General features: G+C 32.3%; 17 protein-coding genes. All 17 read left to right on the forward strand.

Features of this window, described 5'->3' with window-relative positions:
• Positions 1-8: 8 nt before the first annotated feature.
• The 17 genes from ACWPVO_RS08555 (at position 9) to gltS (ending at position 18,764) form a co-directional block, all read left to right on the forward strand.
• Positions 9-431, forward strand: a complete 423-nt coding sequence (locus tag ACWPVO_RS08555) for a SoxR reducing system RseC family protein (RefSeq protein WP_454207803.1) — start codon at positions 9-11, stop codon at positions 429-431.
• A gap of 7 nt (positions 432-438) precedes the next feature.
• On the forward strand, positions 439-1,257 hold the full coding sequence (locus ACWPVO_RS08560) for a hypothetical protein (RefSeq protein ID WP_454207805.1): 819 nt from the start codon (positions 439-441) through the stop codon (positions 1,255-1,257).
• Entirely contained in the window at positions 1,250-2,212 is a 963-nt protein-coding gene (locus tag ACWPVO_RS08565) for a hypothetical protein (protein ID WP_454207807.1), read from the forward strand. Before ACWPVO_RS08560 ends, ACWPVO_RS08565 begins: the two co-directional genes overlap by 8 nt.
• Before the next feature lie 20 nt (positions 2,213-2,232).
• The gene (locus tag ACWPVO_RS08570) at positions 2,233-3,384 is read left to right on the forward strand and encodes a TraB/GumN family protein (protein WP_250341956.1); all 1,152 of its coding nucleotides are present in this window, start codon (positions 2,233-2,235) and stop codon (positions 3,382-3,384) included.
• A gap of 206 nt (positions 3,385-3,590) precedes the next feature.
• Positions 3,591-4,262 (forward strand): response regulator transcription factor, encoded by a 672-nt coding sequence (locus tag ACWPVO_RS08575; protein WP_454207809.1) that lies wholly within the window; start codon positions 3,591-3,593, stop codon positions 4,260-4,262.
• Complete coding sequence (locus ACWPVO_RS08580) at positions 4,246-5,682, forward strand: ATP-binding protein (RefSeq protein ID WP_454207811.1); 1,437 nt, start codon at positions 4,246-4,248, stop codon at positions 5,680-5,682. The genes ACWPVO_RS08575 and ACWPVO_RS08580 overlap by 17 nt, the downstream gene beginning before the upstream one ends.
• Positions 5,683-6,222: 540 nt before the next feature.
• Positions 6,223-6,651 carry a division/cell wall cluster transcriptional repressor MraZ gene (gene mraZ, locus ACWPVO_RS08585; protein WP_454207813.1) on the forward strand — a complete coding sequence of 143 codons (429 nt, stop codon included), beginning with the start codon at positions 6,223-6,225 and terminating at the stop codon, positions 6,649-6,651.
• Entirely contained in the window at positions 6,651-7,589 is a 939-nt protein-coding gene (gene rsmH / locus ACWPVO_RS08590) for a 16S rRNA (cytosine(1402)-N(4))-methyltransferase RsmH (RefSeq protein ID WP_454207815.1), read from the forward strand. Before mraZ ends, rsmH begins: the two co-directional genes overlap by 1 nt.
• Position 7,590: 1 nt before the next feature.
• Positions 7,591-7,998 carry a septum formation initiator family protein gene (locus ACWPVO_RS08595; protein WP_454207817.1) on the forward strand — a complete coding sequence of 136 codons (408 nt, stop codon included), beginning with the start codon at positions 7,591-7,593 and terminating at the stop codon, positions 7,996-7,998.
• 10 nt (positions 7,999-8,008) lie between these two features.
• Entirely contained in the window at positions 8,009-10,510 is a 2,502-nt protein-coding gene (locus ACWPVO_RS08600) for a penicillin-binding transpeptidase domain-containing protein (RefSeq protein WP_454207819.1), read from the forward strand.
• 11 nt (positions 10,511-10,521) lie between these two features.
• A complete protein-coding gene (gene mraY / locus ACWPVO_RS08605; RefSeq protein ID WP_454207820.1) occupies positions 10,522-11,472 on the forward strand; it encodes a phospho-N-acetylmuramoyl-pentapeptide-transferase in 951 nt (316 codons plus the stop codon).
• Between the two features lie 10 nt (positions 11,473-11,482).
• Positions 11,483-12,802: a UDP-N-acetylmuramoyl-L-alanine--D-glutamate ligase gene (gene murD / locus ACWPVO_RS08610; protein WP_454207822.1), complete on the forward strand. Its 1,320-nt coding sequence runs from the start codon at positions 11,483-11,485 to the stop codon at positions 12,800-12,802.
• Complete coding sequence (locus ACWPVO_RS08615) at positions 12,803-13,909, forward strand: FtsW/RodA/SpoVE family cell cycle protein (RefSeq protein WP_195443036.1); 1,107 nt, start codon at positions 12,803-12,805, stop codon at positions 13,907-13,909.
• On the forward strand, positions 13,906-14,985 hold the full coding sequence (gene murG / locus ACWPVO_RS08620) for an undecaprenyldiphospho-muramoylpentapeptide beta-N-acetylglucosaminyltransferase (RefSeq protein ID WP_195443034.1): 1,080 nt from the start codon (positions 13,906-13,908) through the stop codon (positions 14,983-14,985). Before ACWPVO_RS08615 ends, murG begins: the two co-directional genes overlap by 4 nt.
• A gap of 13 nt (positions 14,986-14,998) precedes the next feature.
• Complete coding sequence (locus ACWPVO_RS08625) at positions 14,999-15,841, forward strand: cell division protein FtsQ/DivIB (RefSeq protein WP_454207967.1); 843 nt, start codon at positions 14,999-15,001, stop codon at positions 15,839-15,841.
• Between the two features lie 117 nt (positions 15,842-15,958).
• The gene (gene ftsZ / locus ACWPVO_RS08630; RefSeq protein WP_060800100.1) at positions 15,959-17,050 is read left to right on the forward strand and encodes a cell division protein FtsZ; all 1,092 of its coding nucleotides are present in this window, start codon (positions 15,959-15,961) and stop codon (positions 17,048-17,050) included.
• A gap of 463 nt (positions 17,051-17,513) precedes the next feature.
• Positions 17,514-18,764: a sodium/glutamate symporter gene (gene gltS, locus ACWPVO_RS08635; RefSeq protein ID WP_454207825.1), complete on the forward strand. Its 1,251-nt coding sequence runs from the start codon at positions 17,514-17,516 to the stop codon at positions 18,762-18,764.
• Positions 18,765-18,835 lie beyond the last annotated feature (71 nt).

An 18,835-nucleotide genomic window follows, 5' to 3' on the forward strand; every position in this document is an offset into this window, starting at 1 on the left:
GTGATTTTATGGAAAGTATTGGCATTGTAAGAGCTCAAAAGGACAACAAAATATTTGTGGAATTTACTAGAGAAAGTGCTTGCGGAGAATCTTGCGAGTCTTGTAATGCAAAGTGCGCTGAATCAGAACAAGAGCTCTTTGAGTTTAAAAACACAATTTCGGCAAAAGTTGGAGATTTAGTCAAGTTAAAAACCAATGACAAGTCAGTGCTTTTCTATAAATTTTTAGTTTATGGCTTGCCACTAGTCCTATTTATGTCAGCAATTTCCTTTTCTTATTATATTTTTAATAAGATGGGACTTGCTAACAAGGACTTAATGTCTCTCATAGCAGGGGTCTTATCCTTTATCATTTCTTTTGTTATCCTTAGAAGTATTGATAAAAACTATGGAAAGACAAGTGGAGCCAGTATTCTTCTTGAAAAAATGTAGGTGAAAGATGAGTAGTAACAACTGGCACAAGGTTCTCTATATTTTTTCTCTTTGCATCCTAGTCTTGTCTTTATTATTTTTTGTGTATTCTATTGCAAATAAAAAATTTTCGACAAGACTGATTTCCGAAAACAGGGCTTTGGCTCAAGAGATAAAGTCTTTGGAAGATAAGTCTAAGACTTTTGACAAAGAAATAGATGACTTGGACATTGAATTTAATTTAAAGTCTCAAGAATTTTATGAAAAATATGGATACCAATTTGAAGCCAATAAATCTGAGGAAATTAAAAAAATAAAAGCAGATTATGAAGAAAAGAACAAGGCCATCAAATCTGAAGTTAGAGAAATACTAAGAGCTTACGGTGCTTTCTTTAATTCAAATATTTATGAAAAAGAAAATTACGATAGAATTGTAGACGACTTCTTAAGTATAAGTAGAGAAGAAAACCTTGAAAAGCACAAGAATCTTTATAAGGATCTAGAAATTGAAAGCCTATTTAAAGACCTAGATGGATTTGCTTCTTATTTGATAAAAGTAAATAGGCCATCAAAGGAAGTAAACTTATTTGTATTCTATGCTTCAATATATTCTGCAAGTATTTCTAATTTTATAGAAGATGATAAGGCACCCTTTTCTGAAGTTTACGTTGATTTTAACAACTTATTGAATATCTATAAGGAAATGGAAAAGAAATCAATTAAAACTGGCGACCTATCATCAGAAAAGTTAGATTATTTAAAAAACTTCTTAGATGAAAAAGTTTCTGAGTATTATAGGAACTATGGAATTATAAGGGCTTTGGAAAAGAGTGATAAAAATGAATAAAAATAAAAAAACTTTTTTGTCTTTCGTCTTTATAATTTTAAGTCTCATACTATCTTATCTCGGTTTTTCCAACTTAAGATACATGGAGTCTTCTTACTTTAACTTAACAAGAGAAAATTCTTCCCTCTTAGAAAAGAAAAATAAGACAGAGGAAAAAATAAAAAATCTCAGCCAAGATATAAACTTAAAAAACTCAAAGCTTGATGTAATATCAAGTGAAATTGAAAAATTTGATGTTTTACAAAACAAGTCTACTGAGATAGAAAACCTCAATAGGGAGCTGGGAGATTCTTTAATTCCCTTTGAAGAGAATAGAGAATTAAAATTTTTTGAAATTTCAAAAGAAAAAATAAATTCTTTTACACCTCTTAGAGGCAATTTTATTGACAAGGATTTGATTAGGGAGGATATGGAAGACAACTTAAGACTTCTTCCTTTTTTTATAGACTCCCATTATGCTTATGACTTGAATAGGTCCATAGGAAAGCACAACATCAAGGGATTTGAAAATCTTGGTCTTGTAGAATACTTATTAAAGGGAGACAATTATTTGCTTAAGTCCATTCTTCTAAATGATTCCTCTAAAATATCTAAGTTAAAGGATGAAAAAGAGGCAATCTTAGAAAAAGAAGATAATCTTTTAGAAGTTTATGAGAATATTTATGGATTAAATAAGAATTCAAAAAATAAAAATCTAAAAGACCTTAAGGTTGTTAAAGACAAAGAAAAAGAAGACAATGAAGAAGAAATCTTAAATGCTCTTTGTCTTGATATTTTAAACTCTTCAATTAATTATCTAAAGGGTTATGAGATAAAAAATGAAGATGGTCTTAATAAGTTTAAATCCAAAGACGAGATACTTATGACAGAGAAGATAGAAGGCAAGAAGCTGATTACAAATTATTATAGGGGTGTAGATGAAAAAGCCTACACCATTAGTGAAGAAAAAGAATAAAACTTCTACGTAGGAGAAAAATGAAGGATCAATTAATTAGAATAGATTACCAAGGAAAGGAAATTATTTTAATACCAACGGCTCACGTTTCACAAGAAAGTGTTAATTTGGTTAGGGAAACTATAAAAGAAGAGAATCCTGACTCAATATGTATTGAGCTTGATGACCAAAGGTATAAAAATTTAAAAAATCCTGAGGCTTGGAAGAACACAAATATTATTGATATTATAAAGGAGAAGAAGGTTACCCTTTTAATAGCAAACCTAATTCTTTCATCATATCAAAAAAATATTGCAAAAAAACTAAAAACAAAACCTGGTCAAGAGATGATGGAAGGTATTAAGGCTTCTGAAGAAATGGGAATCAACTTAGTCCTAGCTGACAGAAGTATTCAAACAACTTTCATGAGGATTTGGAGAAAAATGGGATTTTTTGAAAAAATAAAATTATTTTTCTCTTTAATGTCCATTGATGACGATGAAGACGTATCTGAGGAAGATCTTCAGAGATTAATTGAAAGAGATAATCTTGAACTTGCTATTGAAGATATGGGTAAGGACTATCCTCAAATTGCCGCAACACTTTTGCACGAGAGAGATAAATTCCTTGCTTATAACATTAAGAATGCGCCAGGCAAAAAAGTTGTCGCTATTCTTGGAGCAGCACATACACCAGGTGTTGAAGAAGAAGTCTTTAAGGACCAAGACATTGAAGAGCTTAATAAGATTCCACCTAAATCCTTAATTGGGAAGCTCTTGCCTTGGATAATACCAGCCCTAATTGTAATCTTAATAGTCTTAGGCTTTAAGCAAAGTATGAATACGGGCCTATCTCAAATCAAATCCTGGTTTATATTTAATTCAGTCTTAGCTGCTGTCTTTACAGCTTTATGTCTTCCACATCCATTAAGTGTATTAACTGCTTTCGTGGCAGCACCTTTTACTTCAATCAATCCAGTCCTTGCTTGTGGATGGTTTGCAGGTTTAGTTGAAGCAAGTTTAAAGAAGCCAACAGTTGAAGACGTAAATAATATTCCTGATGACATATTTAATCTTAAGTCATGGATTCACAATAAGTTTTTGAAAGCCCTCTTAGTAGTAATACTTGCTAACTTAGGTTCATCAATTGGAACAATTATTGCGGGGTCAAAGATTATTCAAAGTATAATTTAATAAAAACTTTTAGTCTGTAAGAAATTTCTTACAGGCTTTTTTTTATTTTGCTTAGATTGTTACTCGATTCAAAAGAAAAGATTCTAACAAAAAACTTATCTTATTGATATAATAAAATCAAATGCAAAGAGAATTTATAAGAAGAGGCTTAACAAAGCTTTCATCAAAAATTCACAAATTCTTATTATAATTAAGTTGGTGATTAAATGTTTAAAATTTTAGTAGTAGATGATGAAAAAAGCATTAGAGAAGTTATAAGAACCTACGCAGAGTTTGAAGGCCACGAAGTTGTTGAAGCTGTCGATGGTCTTGACGCTATTGATAAGGTAAAAGAAGAAGACTTCGATGTAATTGTAATGGATATTATGATGCCAAGGCTTGATGGTTTTTCATCCTACAAGGAAATAAAGAAAATAAAAAATATTCCCGTCTTAATGCTGTCGGCAAGAAGTGAGGAATATGACAAATTATTTGGGTTTGAAATTGGAATAGATGATTATGTTACTAAACCCTTCTCTCCAAAGGAACTCATGGCAAGACTCAATGTAATTGTAAATCGTAACAACAAGGTTGAAGAAAATAAGACTATGGAGTTTGAAGGACTTAAAATTGATTTAGATGGTCGTGTTGTATTTGTTGACAATGAAATGATTGACCTAACTCCTAAGGAATATGACCTCTTAGTCTACATGGTGAAAAATAAAAATATTGCTCTTTCTCGTGACAAGCTCCTAAACCAAGTTTGGGGTTATGATTTCTACGGGGAAGACAGGACAGTAGACACGCACATAAAGATGCTTAGAAATTCTATTAAAGAGTACAGAAAATTTATTATTACAGTAAGAGGAGTGGGATATAAGTTTGATACGAGAAATTAAAGAAGTGAGGAGGATAAAAATAGACAAAAACAGCATTCTCTTTAAGCTGTGGAAGTATTTTGTCTTTTTCGCTGGACTTATCTTAATTTCTATTTGGCTCTTTCAAACAGTTTTCCTTTCTAGTTTTTACGAAACTATGAAAATTCGTGAAGTAACAAAGGTTGGCAATGAACTTAGAAGTGAATACAAGTCACAAGATTTTGAAACTAAACTTTCAAACTATGCAAACACTAAGGGACTTGAGATAAAAGTTTTGGATCAAAATGGAGCTTGGGTCTTTCCTCTAAGATTATTCGATGAATTTGTAGAAAGACCAAGGATGATTTGGGAAAATTTCGACAAGTTTTTTGGATCCTTAAGCAGGGACAACAGGACTTATAAAATTTATACAGTTAGGTATGAAAACCTAAAGGACCCTTCCATTATATATGCAGGTTATCTTGGTAAAACTGATGGAGAAGACTATTATCTCTATATCAACTCAGTTTTAAAGCCCGTAGATGCAACAGTTGATGTCATTAGAAGAATACTTATAATAATTTCCTTCTTGTCACTTATATTTGCATCTATCACTGCCTACTTTGTTTCTAAGAGACTTTCAAGACCTCTTGTTAGGATGTCAAACACTGCAAAGGAGCTTGCTAAGGGGGACTACAAGGTTACCTTTAGGAAGGGAGAGTACACTGAAATAGATGATCTATCCAACACTCTTAACTATGCAAAGAATGAACTCACAAAGACAATTGAAATGAGGAAGGACCTTGTCGCCAATGTAAGTCACGACTTGAAGACTCCACTGACAGTTATAAAATCTTATGGAGAGATGATAAGGGACATATCTGGTCCTAATGAAGTTTTGCGAAATAAGCACTTGGAAACAATTATTAGCGAAGCTGATAAGCTGACAGATCTTGTAAATGATCTTTTAGATCTCTCAAAGATGGAGTCCAACTTAGAAGAAATTAAGAAGGAAGAGTATGACCTTAAAGATTCTGTGGAGGAAGTCTTAGATAGGTTCAAAATAAATAAAGATTTTACAGCATACAAGTTTGACATTGAAGCCTCTGGTGATACAAGAATTTTTGCAGACAAGTCTAAGATAAATCGAGTAATTTATAATTTGGTCAACAATGCCATTAATTATTCGCCAGTTAACAAGGAAATAAAATTAGTAATAAAGGGTGATGAACAGAAAACTGAATTCCACTGCATAGACAAGGGAATAGGAATAAGTGAAAAGGATATAAGGGGGATTTGGGACAGATTTTATAGGGTTCGCGACAACCACACTAGACCTGAGATAGGAACTGGACTGGGACTCTATATTGTCAAGACAATAATGGATCTTCATGGTTTTGACTACGGAGTCAACTCAAAGCTAGGTCAGGGTTCCGATTTCTACTTTATAGGAAAGAAATAAAATAATAAAAGATTAAATCGACTAGAGATAGTCGATTTTTTTTGTGGAAAAATTTATTTGCTTATTAAAAAATTATTGAGCTTATGACAATCAACGAAGTTATAAAAATTTATTAACTCGTGAAGATAAAATAATTTGTAAAAATTTATTGAGAAGTGATGATCAAGGAAGTCGTAGGAGTTTATAGGCTTGTGAAATTTTAAGAAGTTATAGAAGTTTATAGACTTGTGAGAATTTAAGAAGTTATAAAAGTTTATAGACTTGTGAAGATTTGAAAAAACGTAGAAACTTATTAATTCATAATTAAAGACTTACTAAGACAGAATTATTTTTTCATTGTTCAAAATCTCTTTACCACATAAATAAAAATTGTATTTTATGAAAACATTTTTTATTCGGAGTAAAATTTTAGGGCCTATAGTCCTATTTTTTGAAAACTAATTAAAACACTAGAAAATAGGGACTTTGTGTAGTAAAATTAACTTAGGTGGAGCAAAGTGGAGTAAAAAATAGTCAAAATGGAATAAAGTGGAGAATTTTATGTTAATAGGTGAATTTAGACACAACCTCGATCCAAAGGGAAGAGTTACAATTCCATCAAAGTTTAGAGAAGACCTTTCATCATTTGTAATGACGAAGGGTTTAGACGACTGTCTATTTTTATATCCAAGCGACCAGTGGGAGAAAATCGAAAACAAATTAAAGGAACTCCCAATGACTAACAAGGCCGTAAGGTCCTTTGTGAGAACATTTTTCTCTGGAGCAGTTGACTGCGAATTAGACAAACAGGGAAGAGTCCTAATTGGTGAACACCTAAGAGAATATGCAGACTTAATTGACAAGTGCGTAATCATAGGACTTTCAAACAGGGCAGAAATTTGGTCAGAGGAAAATTGGAATAAGTACAATGAAGCAGAAGCTCTATCCTATGAAGAGCTTGCTGAAAAAATGTCGGAGTTGGGAATATAATGGAATTTGCACACAAAAGTGTTCTTTTAGATGAAACAATTGAAGGATTAAACATAAGAGAAGGAAAAATCTATCTGGACGGAACTCTTGGTGGAGCAGGTCACAGCCGTGAAATCCTAAAAAAACTAAAGGGGACTGGACTTTTAATTGGAATTGATCAAGATATAGAAGCCCTTGAAGTTGCAAAAGAAAGACTTTCCAACTATAAAAATGTAGAATTTTTTAACTTAAATTATATAAATTTTGAAAAAGCTCTTGATGAACTAGGTATTGATAAAATCGACGGTGTCCTCCTTGATATTGGAGTTTCATCCTATCAATTTGACAATCCTGAGAGAGGGTTTTCATATAGGTTTGATGCACCACTTGATATGAGGATGGATCAAGAACTTGATATATCAGCAAGAGACATTGTAAATACTTATAGTGAAAGTGAAATTACAAGAATCATAAAAGAATATGGGGAAGAAAAGTGGGCAGCAAGAATTGCCAAGTTCATTGTAGATGAGAGAAAAACGAAAAGCATAGAAACAACTTTTGAACTTGTTGAAATTATAAAAAATGCTATTCCAGCGTCTGCAAGAAGAAATGGACCTCATCCAGCAAAGAGAACTTTTCAAGCCTTGAGAATTGAAGTTAATAGGGAACTTGATGTTCTTGAGGACTCAATTGAGAGATTTGTCCATAGACTTAACCCAGGTGGTAGGATTGCAATAATAACTTTTCACTCCTTAGAAGATAGGATAGTGAAAAATGCCTTCAAATATTTAGAAAAGGATTGTATTTGTCCTCCATCATCACCAATTTGTACATGTGACAAGAAAAAAGAAATAAAAATTTTAACTAGAAAGCCAATAACTGCAAGTGAAGAAGAATTAAAAGAAAATAATAGATCTCACTCAGCGAAACTAAGAATTGCCGAAAAATTAGAGGTGTAAAATGGCAAAAAGATTAACTAAAATTTCAAATAAAAGTTATAATATATATAGAAATCGACTTTTAAATAATAGGCCTTTTATTTTTACAATAGCAATTGTTATTATAATATTTGCAGCTGTAATTTTTCTTTATTCACAAGTTGCAGGTCTCGACAGGGAAATCTTGAGACAAAAGGCTGAAATTGAAGAATTAAATAAAACAAAAACAACTCTTGTAGGCGATATTAAAGCTGTAAAGTCATCTGCACAAATAGCAGAAGAAGCAATGTATAAACTTGGAATGGTTTATCCTTCTGAAGACCAAATAGTTTACATTGATTCAGGGGAAGAAGAAAAAGTGGGAGACATTAACTACAACGTATTTTTGAGTCCAATTGTCTCTGTCCTCAGGTCTTTTACAAGAGATTAGGAGGATATAATTGAAAACTAATAAAGTGAAAGCTAGAGATAAAAAAATGAAAAATGGATTTAAGGGCAAGACTAACAATGCCAATAGATTCATATTTGTATTTTTTATCTTTCTAGCTTTTTTGTTTGTAATATTAATCGCAAAACTTCTCTGGATACAAATAGTCCAGTCAGAAGAATTAACAATCGCAGCCCTAAATCAATTAACAAAGACTGAGGTCATAAACTCTAATCGTGGAATAATCTATGATAGAAACAAGAAAGAAATGGCAATCAATATAACTAAGTGCAATGTCTTTTACAACATGGATTATTTGAAGCAAAGAAAGGACGAAAGCGAAAGTGATTTCAAAAATAGGAAAGAAAAGTTATATGACGAAGATGCAAAAACAATTTCTGATGTAACTGGTATAGACTATGATGAAATCAGGTCCAAGATGGAAGGGGACAAGGTTGTAAGACTTGCTACTAACATTGAAAGGGGCAAGGCCCAAGAATTAAAGGACTTAAGATTACAAATTATAAAAGAAAATAAAGAAAAAAAAGATAATAAAAAATCCAACCTCATTCCTATGTCTATAGATGATGTAACAAGAAGACTATATCCCTTTAACAACTTGGCATCTTATGTTATTGGTTTTACTAATGATGAAAATGTGGGCCAATATGGGATTGAGGCATCCTTTGACGAAGAATTATCAGGAATCTCTGGAAAGAATGTATCTTTAAAGGACAACGCTTCAAACAAAATTCCTTTAACAGATGAGGAAACCTATGCACCAAAAGAAGGTTATTCTGTAGTCTTATCTATTGATTCCAACATCCAACAGTTTGCAGAAACTGCAGCCTTACATGCAAAAAAGGAAAATATGGCAGACAAGGTTTCTATCATAGTTCAAGATACTATGACTGGAGAAATCTTGGCGATGACAACTAAGGATGACTACAACCTAAATGATCCAAGGGCACCTCTTAATGAAAAGCAAGAAGAGGAGTGGGATAAATTAAGTGAAGAAGAAAAGATGGACATCCTCTACGACAACTGGAGAGACTTTAATGTCAATGACCAGTATGAGCCCGGTTCAACTTTTAAACTTATAACAGCAGCTGCTGCAATAGAAGAAAACACAGCCCAACCTGATTCACAATATGTTTGTAACGGAGCAATGGTTATGGGCAATAGTAGGTTAACTTGTACAAGCCACACTAGGGGGAAAAAGACTCTTGCCAAGGCCATAGAAGAATCCTGTAACATGACTATGATTCAAGTCGGTCAAGAACTAGGAGCTGAAAAGTTCTTAAAGTATATCAAGGCCTTTGGTTTTGGTAAAAAAACTGGAATAGAGCTTTATGGTGAATCCATTGGTATTGTTCCAAGGTCCTATAAGGATATAAGTAAGGTTAATCTAGCAACAATGTCCTATGGACACTCAATTGCTGTGTCTCCTATACAACTTATAAATGCAGTAAGTGCAATCTCCAATGGAGGTTTCTTAAATAAACCAACTCTTATAAAGGAAATAGTAGATGCCAATGGCAATGTAATCGAAAGAAAAAGACCTGAGCTTAGGAGAAGGGTAATATCTGAGGAAACTTCTGACAAGATGAAGATGATGATGAGAAGGGTAGTGGAAAATGGTACAGGTAAACGCGCTCAGGTTCCAGGTTATATAGTTGGTGGTAAGTCTGGTACTGCAAATATCGCTACACCCACAGGATATCTTGAAGCTTATAACTCATCCTTTGTTGGCGTAGCACCACTTAATGATCCAAGGCTAACAGTTCTTGTAGTTATTAACAATTCTAAGGGAGGGATACTTGGTAGTGTAGTTGCAGCTCCAGTAGTTCAAGATGTATTGGAAAAGTCTCTTAACTATATGAAAATTCAAAAAACTGAAGAAGTTGATGAAAAAGATGAGTTTATTTCTGTTCCAAATGTAGGAGGACTCCTTCTTGAAGATGCAGGCAAGATAATGATAGATGCAGGCCTTAAGTTCAATAACAACTCAGAAACTGTATTGCCTTATTCTGTTGTTACTAACCAAAGTCCATCGGCAGGATCCTATGTACTAAAAGATACCATAGTTGATCTTGCAGTTAATGATAAGGACAGTGGTCTATTAATAATGCCTGACCTTAGTAAGAAGACCAGAAAAGAAAGCCAATCTATTTTAAATTCTATGAATTTAGAGTATAATATCAAGGGAAATGGCGACTTTATATCACAAAGTCCAAGACCTGGACAAAAATTAAGTGGCAGCGAAAGCATCACACTTAATTACTCAAAAAGAGATGAGGATTTTGATAAGCCTAGTGAAGAAAATTCTAACAATAATTCTTATGATGAGGGAAAAGATTATAATAGTGAAAAAAAGTCTGAAGTAAATAAGAAGAATAAAGAAAACAATAAGGAAAACAATAAAGAAATTAAGAAATCTAAAAGTAAAAAGAAAAAATCTAAAGAAAATTTAGAAAATAATAATAGAGAAAGTAATAAAAATAAAAGGGATTAGGTTAAAGTATAATGAATTATTTAATTAATATAGGTTTGGGATTTGTTCTCTCCATAGTCTTGGGAAGACTTATAATTCCAATATTAAAGAGATTACACGCAGGACAAAGCATAAGAGAAGATGGACCTCAGTCTCACTTGGTAAAAAGTGGGACTCCAACAATTGGTGGTTTAATATTTTTGGCATCAGTAATCATAACTAGCCTTGTAACTGCAAATTTCAAGTTGTCAGTTTTAATGATACTATTTTCAACTCTTGCCTTTGGGGCAGTTGGATTTATTGATGACTACATCAAGGTTGTTATGAAGAGGAATCTTGGCCTTCGTGCTTACCAAAAACTACTACTTCAAATTTTAGTTGCGGTAATTTTAATAATTTATCAATACAATTCCAAGGAAATAGGGACAGACCTTTATATTCCCTTCTTAAAAGATTATAGGTCAGTAGGATTCCTTTATATTCCTTTTGTGATTTTTGTAATTGTTGGAACAGTAAATTCAGTAAACTTAACTGACGGACTAGATGGTCTTTCATCTAGTGTGACAATTATCTGTCTTATATTTTTCAATTTTGTAGCAATTAAATTTCAAAGATATGAAATTGCAGGATTTTGCCTGGCACTTGCTGGAGCTCTAATGGGCTTCTTACATTACAACAAGTTTCCAGCTAAGGTATTTATGGGAGATACAGGATCCCTTGCCCTAGGTGGAGCAATATCTGCAATTGCACTTCTTTTAAACGTGCCCTTAATTTTACCTATTGCTGGTGGAATTTATTTTATAGAAACACTTTCAGTTATAATTCAGGTAGTTAGTTTTAAAACTAGGGGAAAGAGAGTTTTCCTTATGTCACCGCTTCACCATCATTTTGAACACAAGGGATGGCATGAGAAAAAAATAGTTGCAGTATTTTCATTAGTAGAAGTTATACTTTGTGTGATTTCCTACTTAATTTTATTTTAGGTGATTTAAGATGTTAGAAAACAAAAATATATTAATAATGGGTTTTGGTGTTACTGGAAAAACAGCCCTAAAGTTTTTAAAAGAATTTCCATGCAAAATTTATGTCTATGATAGCAATCAAGACCTACAAAAATTAAATGTTGAAGAAGATTTTATTATTTTCAAAGATGAAGATCTTGATAATATTGATTTAATAGTAAAAAGTCCAGGAATTTATCCCTTCCATGAACTTTTAGAAAAAGCTAGGGAAAAGAATATTGAAATTATTTCTGATATTGAGCTTAGCTATAGAAACTTACAAACAAAAAATGTACTTGCAGTTACTGGTACTAATGGAAAGACTACAACAACAACAATTCTTGGGGATATCCTAAGAAGGGTAGCAAAGACTTATGTTGTTGGAAATATTGGCAGAGGAATTCTTGAAATAACTAGAGAAGCCAAGCCTGAAGATTATGTTGTAATAGAAGCATCTTCCTTCCAATTAGAGAATACCGTAGATTTCAAACCACACATTGCAGTGCTTACTTATGTTACTAGTGACCACTTGGACTGGCACAAGACTAGACAAAACTATGTGGATGCAAAGTTTAAGATTTTCAAAAACCAAGATGAAAACGACTTTGCAATTTTAAATTATGAAGACAAAGAACTTGCAGAAAAATTTAATTTAAAGGCAGAAAAATATTATTTCTCTATGGGAAAAATCTCTGAAAAGGGAGCCTACCTTGAACAAGGTAAAATTTATTTTACCAATGGAGATAAAACTGAAGAAATTTTAGATGTTAAAGACATAAAAATTCCTGGAGACCATAACATAAGAAATATTATGGCTGCAGTAATTGCATGCAAACTTTTAAAGATTGATTTAGACGTAATAAAAAAATCAATTGTATCTTTTACTGGAGTAGAACACAGGATTGAATTTGTAAGAGAAGTTGATGGAATAAAATATTATAACGACTCAAAGGGAACTAACCCAGACTCTACTGAAGTTGCTGTGGCTGCCATGGATGGCAACGTAGTTTTAATCGCTGGCGGTTATGACAAGGGCGCAGATTTTGATAATTTAATAGAAAAATCTAAGGATAAATTAAAGACAGCAATTTTATTTGGTCAAACAGCAGAAAAAATTTCCAATTCATGTAAAAATCATGGAGTAGAGTTTTATATTACAGAGGACCTAAAAAAAGCAGTAGAGCTTGCAAAAAAACTTGCCATTAAGGGTGATGATGTTTTGCTTTCACCAGCATGCGCTTCATGGGATATGTATAAGAGTTACGAAGTGAGGGGCCAACACTTTAAAGACCTTGTAAAAGAGTTGATGTAGATGAAGTTAAAAAAGGAAATAAAAGATATTGACTTGATGCTGCTTCTGGCTACAATATTTCTTATTATAATTGGTCTTGTAGCAGTTACATCAGCTTCCTTTCCAACGGCAAAAAAATACAACCTTAACAGTTTCCATTATTTGGCAAGACAATCGGGTTTTTTAGTGATAGGTATTATCGCCCTTTTTATGATAATAAAGATGCCAAGAGCAGTGATTTATAAAAATATTGAATGGATATTTCCTATGAGTATCATTTTAATACTTCTTTTATGGTCACCACTTGGGGACAAGTCAAAGGGACAGGTAAGATGGCTAGATTTAAAAATAATTAGGTTTCAACCTTCAGATATTTTGAAATTGTCTTCAATAATATATTTAGCAAAGTACTTGGCTAAGAATATTTACTCTTTAAGAGATAGGAAGACTTTTTTAATGGCAGTAGGGATAATGGGTATTTCTGTTGGACCAATTATGATTAAGGACTTCTCAACAGCAGTTGTTATTGGTGTTGCACTTTTTGCAATTTTACTTGCAAGTGGAATTACAAAGAAGCAATTTTTATTTTTGGTGATTCTTGGTATAGGTTTGATCTATGTAATCTTAAAGGACCCTGAGAATAAGTTTAGAATTATGAGAATTCTAGGCTTTGTATCTGATTCCACAGACTACCAATCAGCAGCCCTTTATCAATCAAGGCAGTCCTTATATGCCTTTGCCCTAGGAGGCTATTCTGGTGTAGGTCTATTTAGGTCTAGACAAAAGTACACAAACCTACCAGAAGCTTATACTGACTTTATTTTTTCTGTAATTGCAGAAGAATTTGGTTTTATTGGAACTTTTATAGTAATATTATTATTTATAATATATATTTACAGGGGATACATGATTGCTTTTAAGGCAACTAATTATTTTGACAAGTTTACAGCTATTGGTATGACAACTTACATTGGTATTCAAGCCTTTTTTAATATGGGGGTTTGTGCCAAGATCCTACCAGTAACTGGTATAACTTTACCCTTTATTTCTTATGGGGGTACAGCTCTTGTAATGGCACTTGTATCAACAGCAATATTATTAAAAATTTCGAAAGAAGGCACACTATGAAATACATTTTATCCGGTGGCGGTACTGGGGGACATATATATCCTGCCCTAGCAATTGGAGAAGAAATTAAAAAAAAGGATAAGGAAGCAGATATTCTTTATGTTGGAAAGAAAAATTCCTTAGAAGAAGAATTAGCTAAGAAGTATAATTTTGACTTTAAGGGAATTGATATTTCTGGTCTTCCAAGAAAAAAATTAAACAAAGATACAGTTATAACTTTCTTTAATCTCATGAAGGGATTGAGGGAGTGTAACAAGATACTTAATGACTTTAAACCAGATTATGTAATTGGAACTGGTGGCTATGTTTGTGCTCCAATAGTTTTTAAGGCTCAACAAAAAAAGATAAAGACAGTAGTACAAGAACAAAATGCCTACCCAGGCAAGACTAATAAAATTCTTGCCAAAAAGGCTGACTATGTCTTTATTAACTTTGAGGAAGCTAAAAAGTATTTGGACAATGACAACATCATCTTCACAGGTAATCCGGTAAGAGATGTATTCTCTCATTTAGATAGAGCTAAATCTAGAGAAGGATTAAATATTAAAGCCCAAGAAAAATTTGTATTTTCCTTTGGAGGTTCCGGTGGACAAGAATCAACAAATGATGCAATTTTAGAAATTCTAAAAGAAAATAAGGAACTTCCCTTCAAGTTAACTCATGTTACTGGTAGGGAACATTATAAGGCTTTTATGGAAAAGCTAGATGAACTTCCTGATAATGTAGAAATATTAGATTACACACATAAGGTTTATGATTATCTATCAAGTGCTGATCTTGTTATAGCATCATCATCTGCTATGACTCTTGCAGAAATTTCTGCGCTAGGTCTTGCATCTATTTTAATTCCAAAGGCTTACACTGCAGGCAATCATCAATATTACAATGCCATGAGTTATAAAAACATGGGTGCTTCTACAGTTATTGAAGAGAAGGACTTAAGTGGTAAGACACTTTTAGATGAAATAAATAAAATTCTTGATGATGATAAGAAAAGAAATGAGATAGCGAAAAATTCAAAAAAACTCGCTAGTCCTCATGCTGTTTCAAAAATAGTAGATATTATTTTAAAGTGATTTTATGAAAAAGATGGAAAAGAAAAAAAGAAAACTGAATAAAAAGAAAAGATATTTTAGAATTTTTAGCAGGTTTTTTATATTCTTTTCCTTCATTTTTTTGATAATCTTTGCACTAAAAAACTCAAATTTTTTTAATGTGACAAGTATCAGCATAGAGGGTAACAAAAATGTAAGTGCTGCTAAAATAAAAAAAGTTTCTGGCTTACATAAGGGAAGTAAATTTTTTGTAGTGTCAAAAAAAGACAGAGTTAAAAAACTAAAAAGCGTTCCCTATATAGAAGATGCTAAGATTTCTTACAACTTAAGGGGAAGAGTGTCAATTAGGGTAAAGGAAAGAGTTCCTTATTACCAATTAGATGTAAATGACTACTTATTAGTTGATGATAACTTTAGAATTCTTGAAAACTCAGATAAAAAAAGAGACAACTTAGTTAATTTATCTGGATTTAATGTAGAAAACCCACAAGCTGGGAACTATATACTTACAAACAAAGAAGACCGAGAGAAGAGAGATCTCTTATTAGAACTTAGAAATGACGAGTACTCACTTCGTGGGAATATTAGAGACATAGAACTTCTTGATTCTATTTCAACCTTTACTACAGTTGATGGAGTTAAAATTGAATTTGGATCATATTCTAATATTGACTACAAACTAAAGATGCTTTCCTTAATTTTAAAGGATATTAGCACTACAAATAAAAATGCAATTTTAATTCAAATGGAAAAGGGAGACAGCCCAATTCTTATTACTGATGGAGAAAAAGATTCTAAATCAGACCAAGAAGAAAACAAAAAATTAAAAAAAGAAGAAAACAAAGATAAATCTTATAGAGAAATAAATCAGGATTAGATAAAATACAATTTAAAGGACACTTTTAACCTTTATATATTGACTATTCCACACTATTTCTATAAAATGGTAGTAATGAATATAAAAATAATTATTTAGTATACGAGGAGGATGTTTATGTTGGAATTCGATATGGACCAAGACGATTTTGCCAAAATTAAAGTAGTTGGCGTTGGCGGCGGCGGAAATAACGCTGTTAATAGAATGATTGACGCTGGTGTAAAGGGCGTTGAGTTTTTAGTATTCAACACTGATAGACAAGCACTTAAGAATTCAAATGCTGAAACTAAAATTCAACTTGGAGAAAAAATTACTAAGGGACTTGGAGCAGGTGCTAACCCAGAAATTGGTGAACAAGCTGCTGAAGAATCTTTAGATGAAATTAGAGAAGCACTAGATGGTGCTGATATGGTATTTATCACTGCAGGAATGGGTGGAGGTACTGGTACTGGTGCTGCTCCTGTTATTGCAGATGTAGCAAAAGAATTAGGCCTACTTACTGTTGGTGTTGTTACAAAACCTTTTACTTTTGAAGGTAGAAAGAGAGCAAAATCAGCTGAATTAGGTATTAATGCTCTTAAGGGAAAAGTTGACACATTAGTTATAATTCCAAACGACAGACTTCTAAGTATTGCAGATAAAAAGACTAGCTTCTCACAAGCCTTTGAAATGGCAGACGATATATTAAAACAAGGTATTCAAGGTATCTCAGATCTAATATCTGTTCCTAACCTTATCAACCTTGACTTTGCAGACGTTAAGACAATTATGTATGACAAGGGCATTGCTCACATGGGTATTGGACGTGCATCTGGTGATGACAGAGCAACAGAAGCAGCTAAACTTGCAATAAACTCTCCTCTACTAGAAACTTCAATCGAAGGAGCAAAATCTGTTCTTCTTAACATTACAGCAGGTTCAGACCTTGGTATTTTTGAAGTTAATGAAGCAGCTGATCTTATTAGAGATTGTGTATCTGAAGATGCTAATATTATCTTTGGTGCAGGAATCGACGAATCACTTAAGGATGAAGTTAAGATTACAGTTATAGCTACTGAATTTGATCAATACAAGGATGACAAGAAAGACAAAAAGGATAAAAAAGTAGATTTAGGTCAAAAATCTCCCATCGAATCTCTTGAAGACAATGATGATGAAGATAATGGAGAACTTAAAATCCCTTCTTTCTTAAGAATTAATAGAAAATAATTTAATAAAGATTTAGGACATTGGAGACAATGTCCTTTTTTTATTGAAAAATTTATTAAATTGTTTAGAAAATATTTTATCAGCAGTGTCTAAACAAAAAAATAGAATTATCTTTTCAATTACAAACTTATATATTTAGTTATTATAATAGTATAAATAATTTAGAAATTTTTTAATACAAAATCATAAAGAGTAGATACATAATTACATCCTGTAAAAATGTTTTTACGATAAAAATAAAAATCAAAAATTTTATTCAATAATAAAATCGTCAAATCAAATTGGAAATTTAAAAAATCAAAAATTTATGATTACGAATCGGTAGAAAAATAAAAATTAATTTATCATATTAACAAAAAAAGCTAATAGAATTAAACAATAGATAAAATTTAAGAAAATTTTTTATTTTTAAAATATTATTTGTTATAATATATTTTCTGAGAAATATTTAAAGGAGGTAAAAATGAATTTTTCATTTAACTTAATGCAAACGGTAGGATTTGCAATTATGGTTTACTACATAGGTAAATTTTTAAGAAGTAAGATTAACTTCTTTCAAAAGTTTTGCGTCCCAGCACCAGTAATTGGGGGATTTTTATTTGCAATTATTAGATTCTTATTGCAAGTTGGTGGTATAGCAACTTTTGAATTTGATCAAGCGCTACAAAATCCATTTATGATGGTATTCTTTACTGCAATTGGTGTTGGGGCTGACCTTGACACATTAAAAAAGGGTGGAAAAGGATTCTTAATATTCTGGCTAATTTCAGCAATATTAGTTTTAGGACAAGATACAATAGGACTTGTTCTTGCTAAGGTATTAAATCAAAATCCTCTACTTGGACTTATTTGTGGTTCAGTTACTATGGTTGGTGGTCACGGATCAGCAGGAGCTTGGGGAACTACCTTTGCTCAATTAGGTCTTGACAATGCAAAGACTTTTGGACTTGCAGCAGCAACATTTGGTGTTATCATGGGATCTTTAATTGGAGGTCCAGTAGGATCAACACTTATTAACAGAAAAAACCTTTCTGGAAACAAGAGTAAATCTTCAAACTACGATGATGTTCTTGAACACTTAGAAGAAAATAACGCTGGTGAAGGCTATGAAAGAGTAATACCTCTTCAAGCTGGAGATTTCATTAAAGTTCTTGGACTAATCTTCGTATCAATTGGATTTGGTTCAATTCTTCAAGAGTTTATAAGAACTCACGTGTCAATTATGGGCAAAGAATTAAACTTACCAGCTTATGTAACTTCAATGATTATTGCAGGTATCTTTGTTAACACAATTGGTAAACAAGGACCTCTTATGGTTAACCAAAGAGCAAACTCTATTTGTGGAGACGTTGGACTAAATGTATTCCTAGTAATGGCTTTAATTGACATTAACTTAATTGACCTTAAAGAAGTTGCAGGACCAATGCTTGTTATATTATTTGCACAAACAGCATTTATGATTTTCTTTTCTTACTTTGTAACATTCTGGGCTATGGGAAGAAATTACGATGCTGCAGTACTATCTGGCGGCATGTGTGGATTTGGTATGGGTGCTACTTACAACGCCCTTGCTAACATGGACTCAATCACTGAAAGATTTGGTCCATCTCCAAAGGCATACTTCATCCTTCCAATGGTTGGAGCTTTTGCCATTGATATCACAAACTCAGTATTTATTACAATATTCTTAAATATTGCACAAAGTATTTCATAAGATTTTTGATTAAATCAAAATTAATTAGCTGGGCCTTAGGGCTCAGCTTTTTTATATTGTCTTGTAATTGA

This window comes from Peptoniphilus sp. Marseille-Q6390, assembly GCF_965119475.1.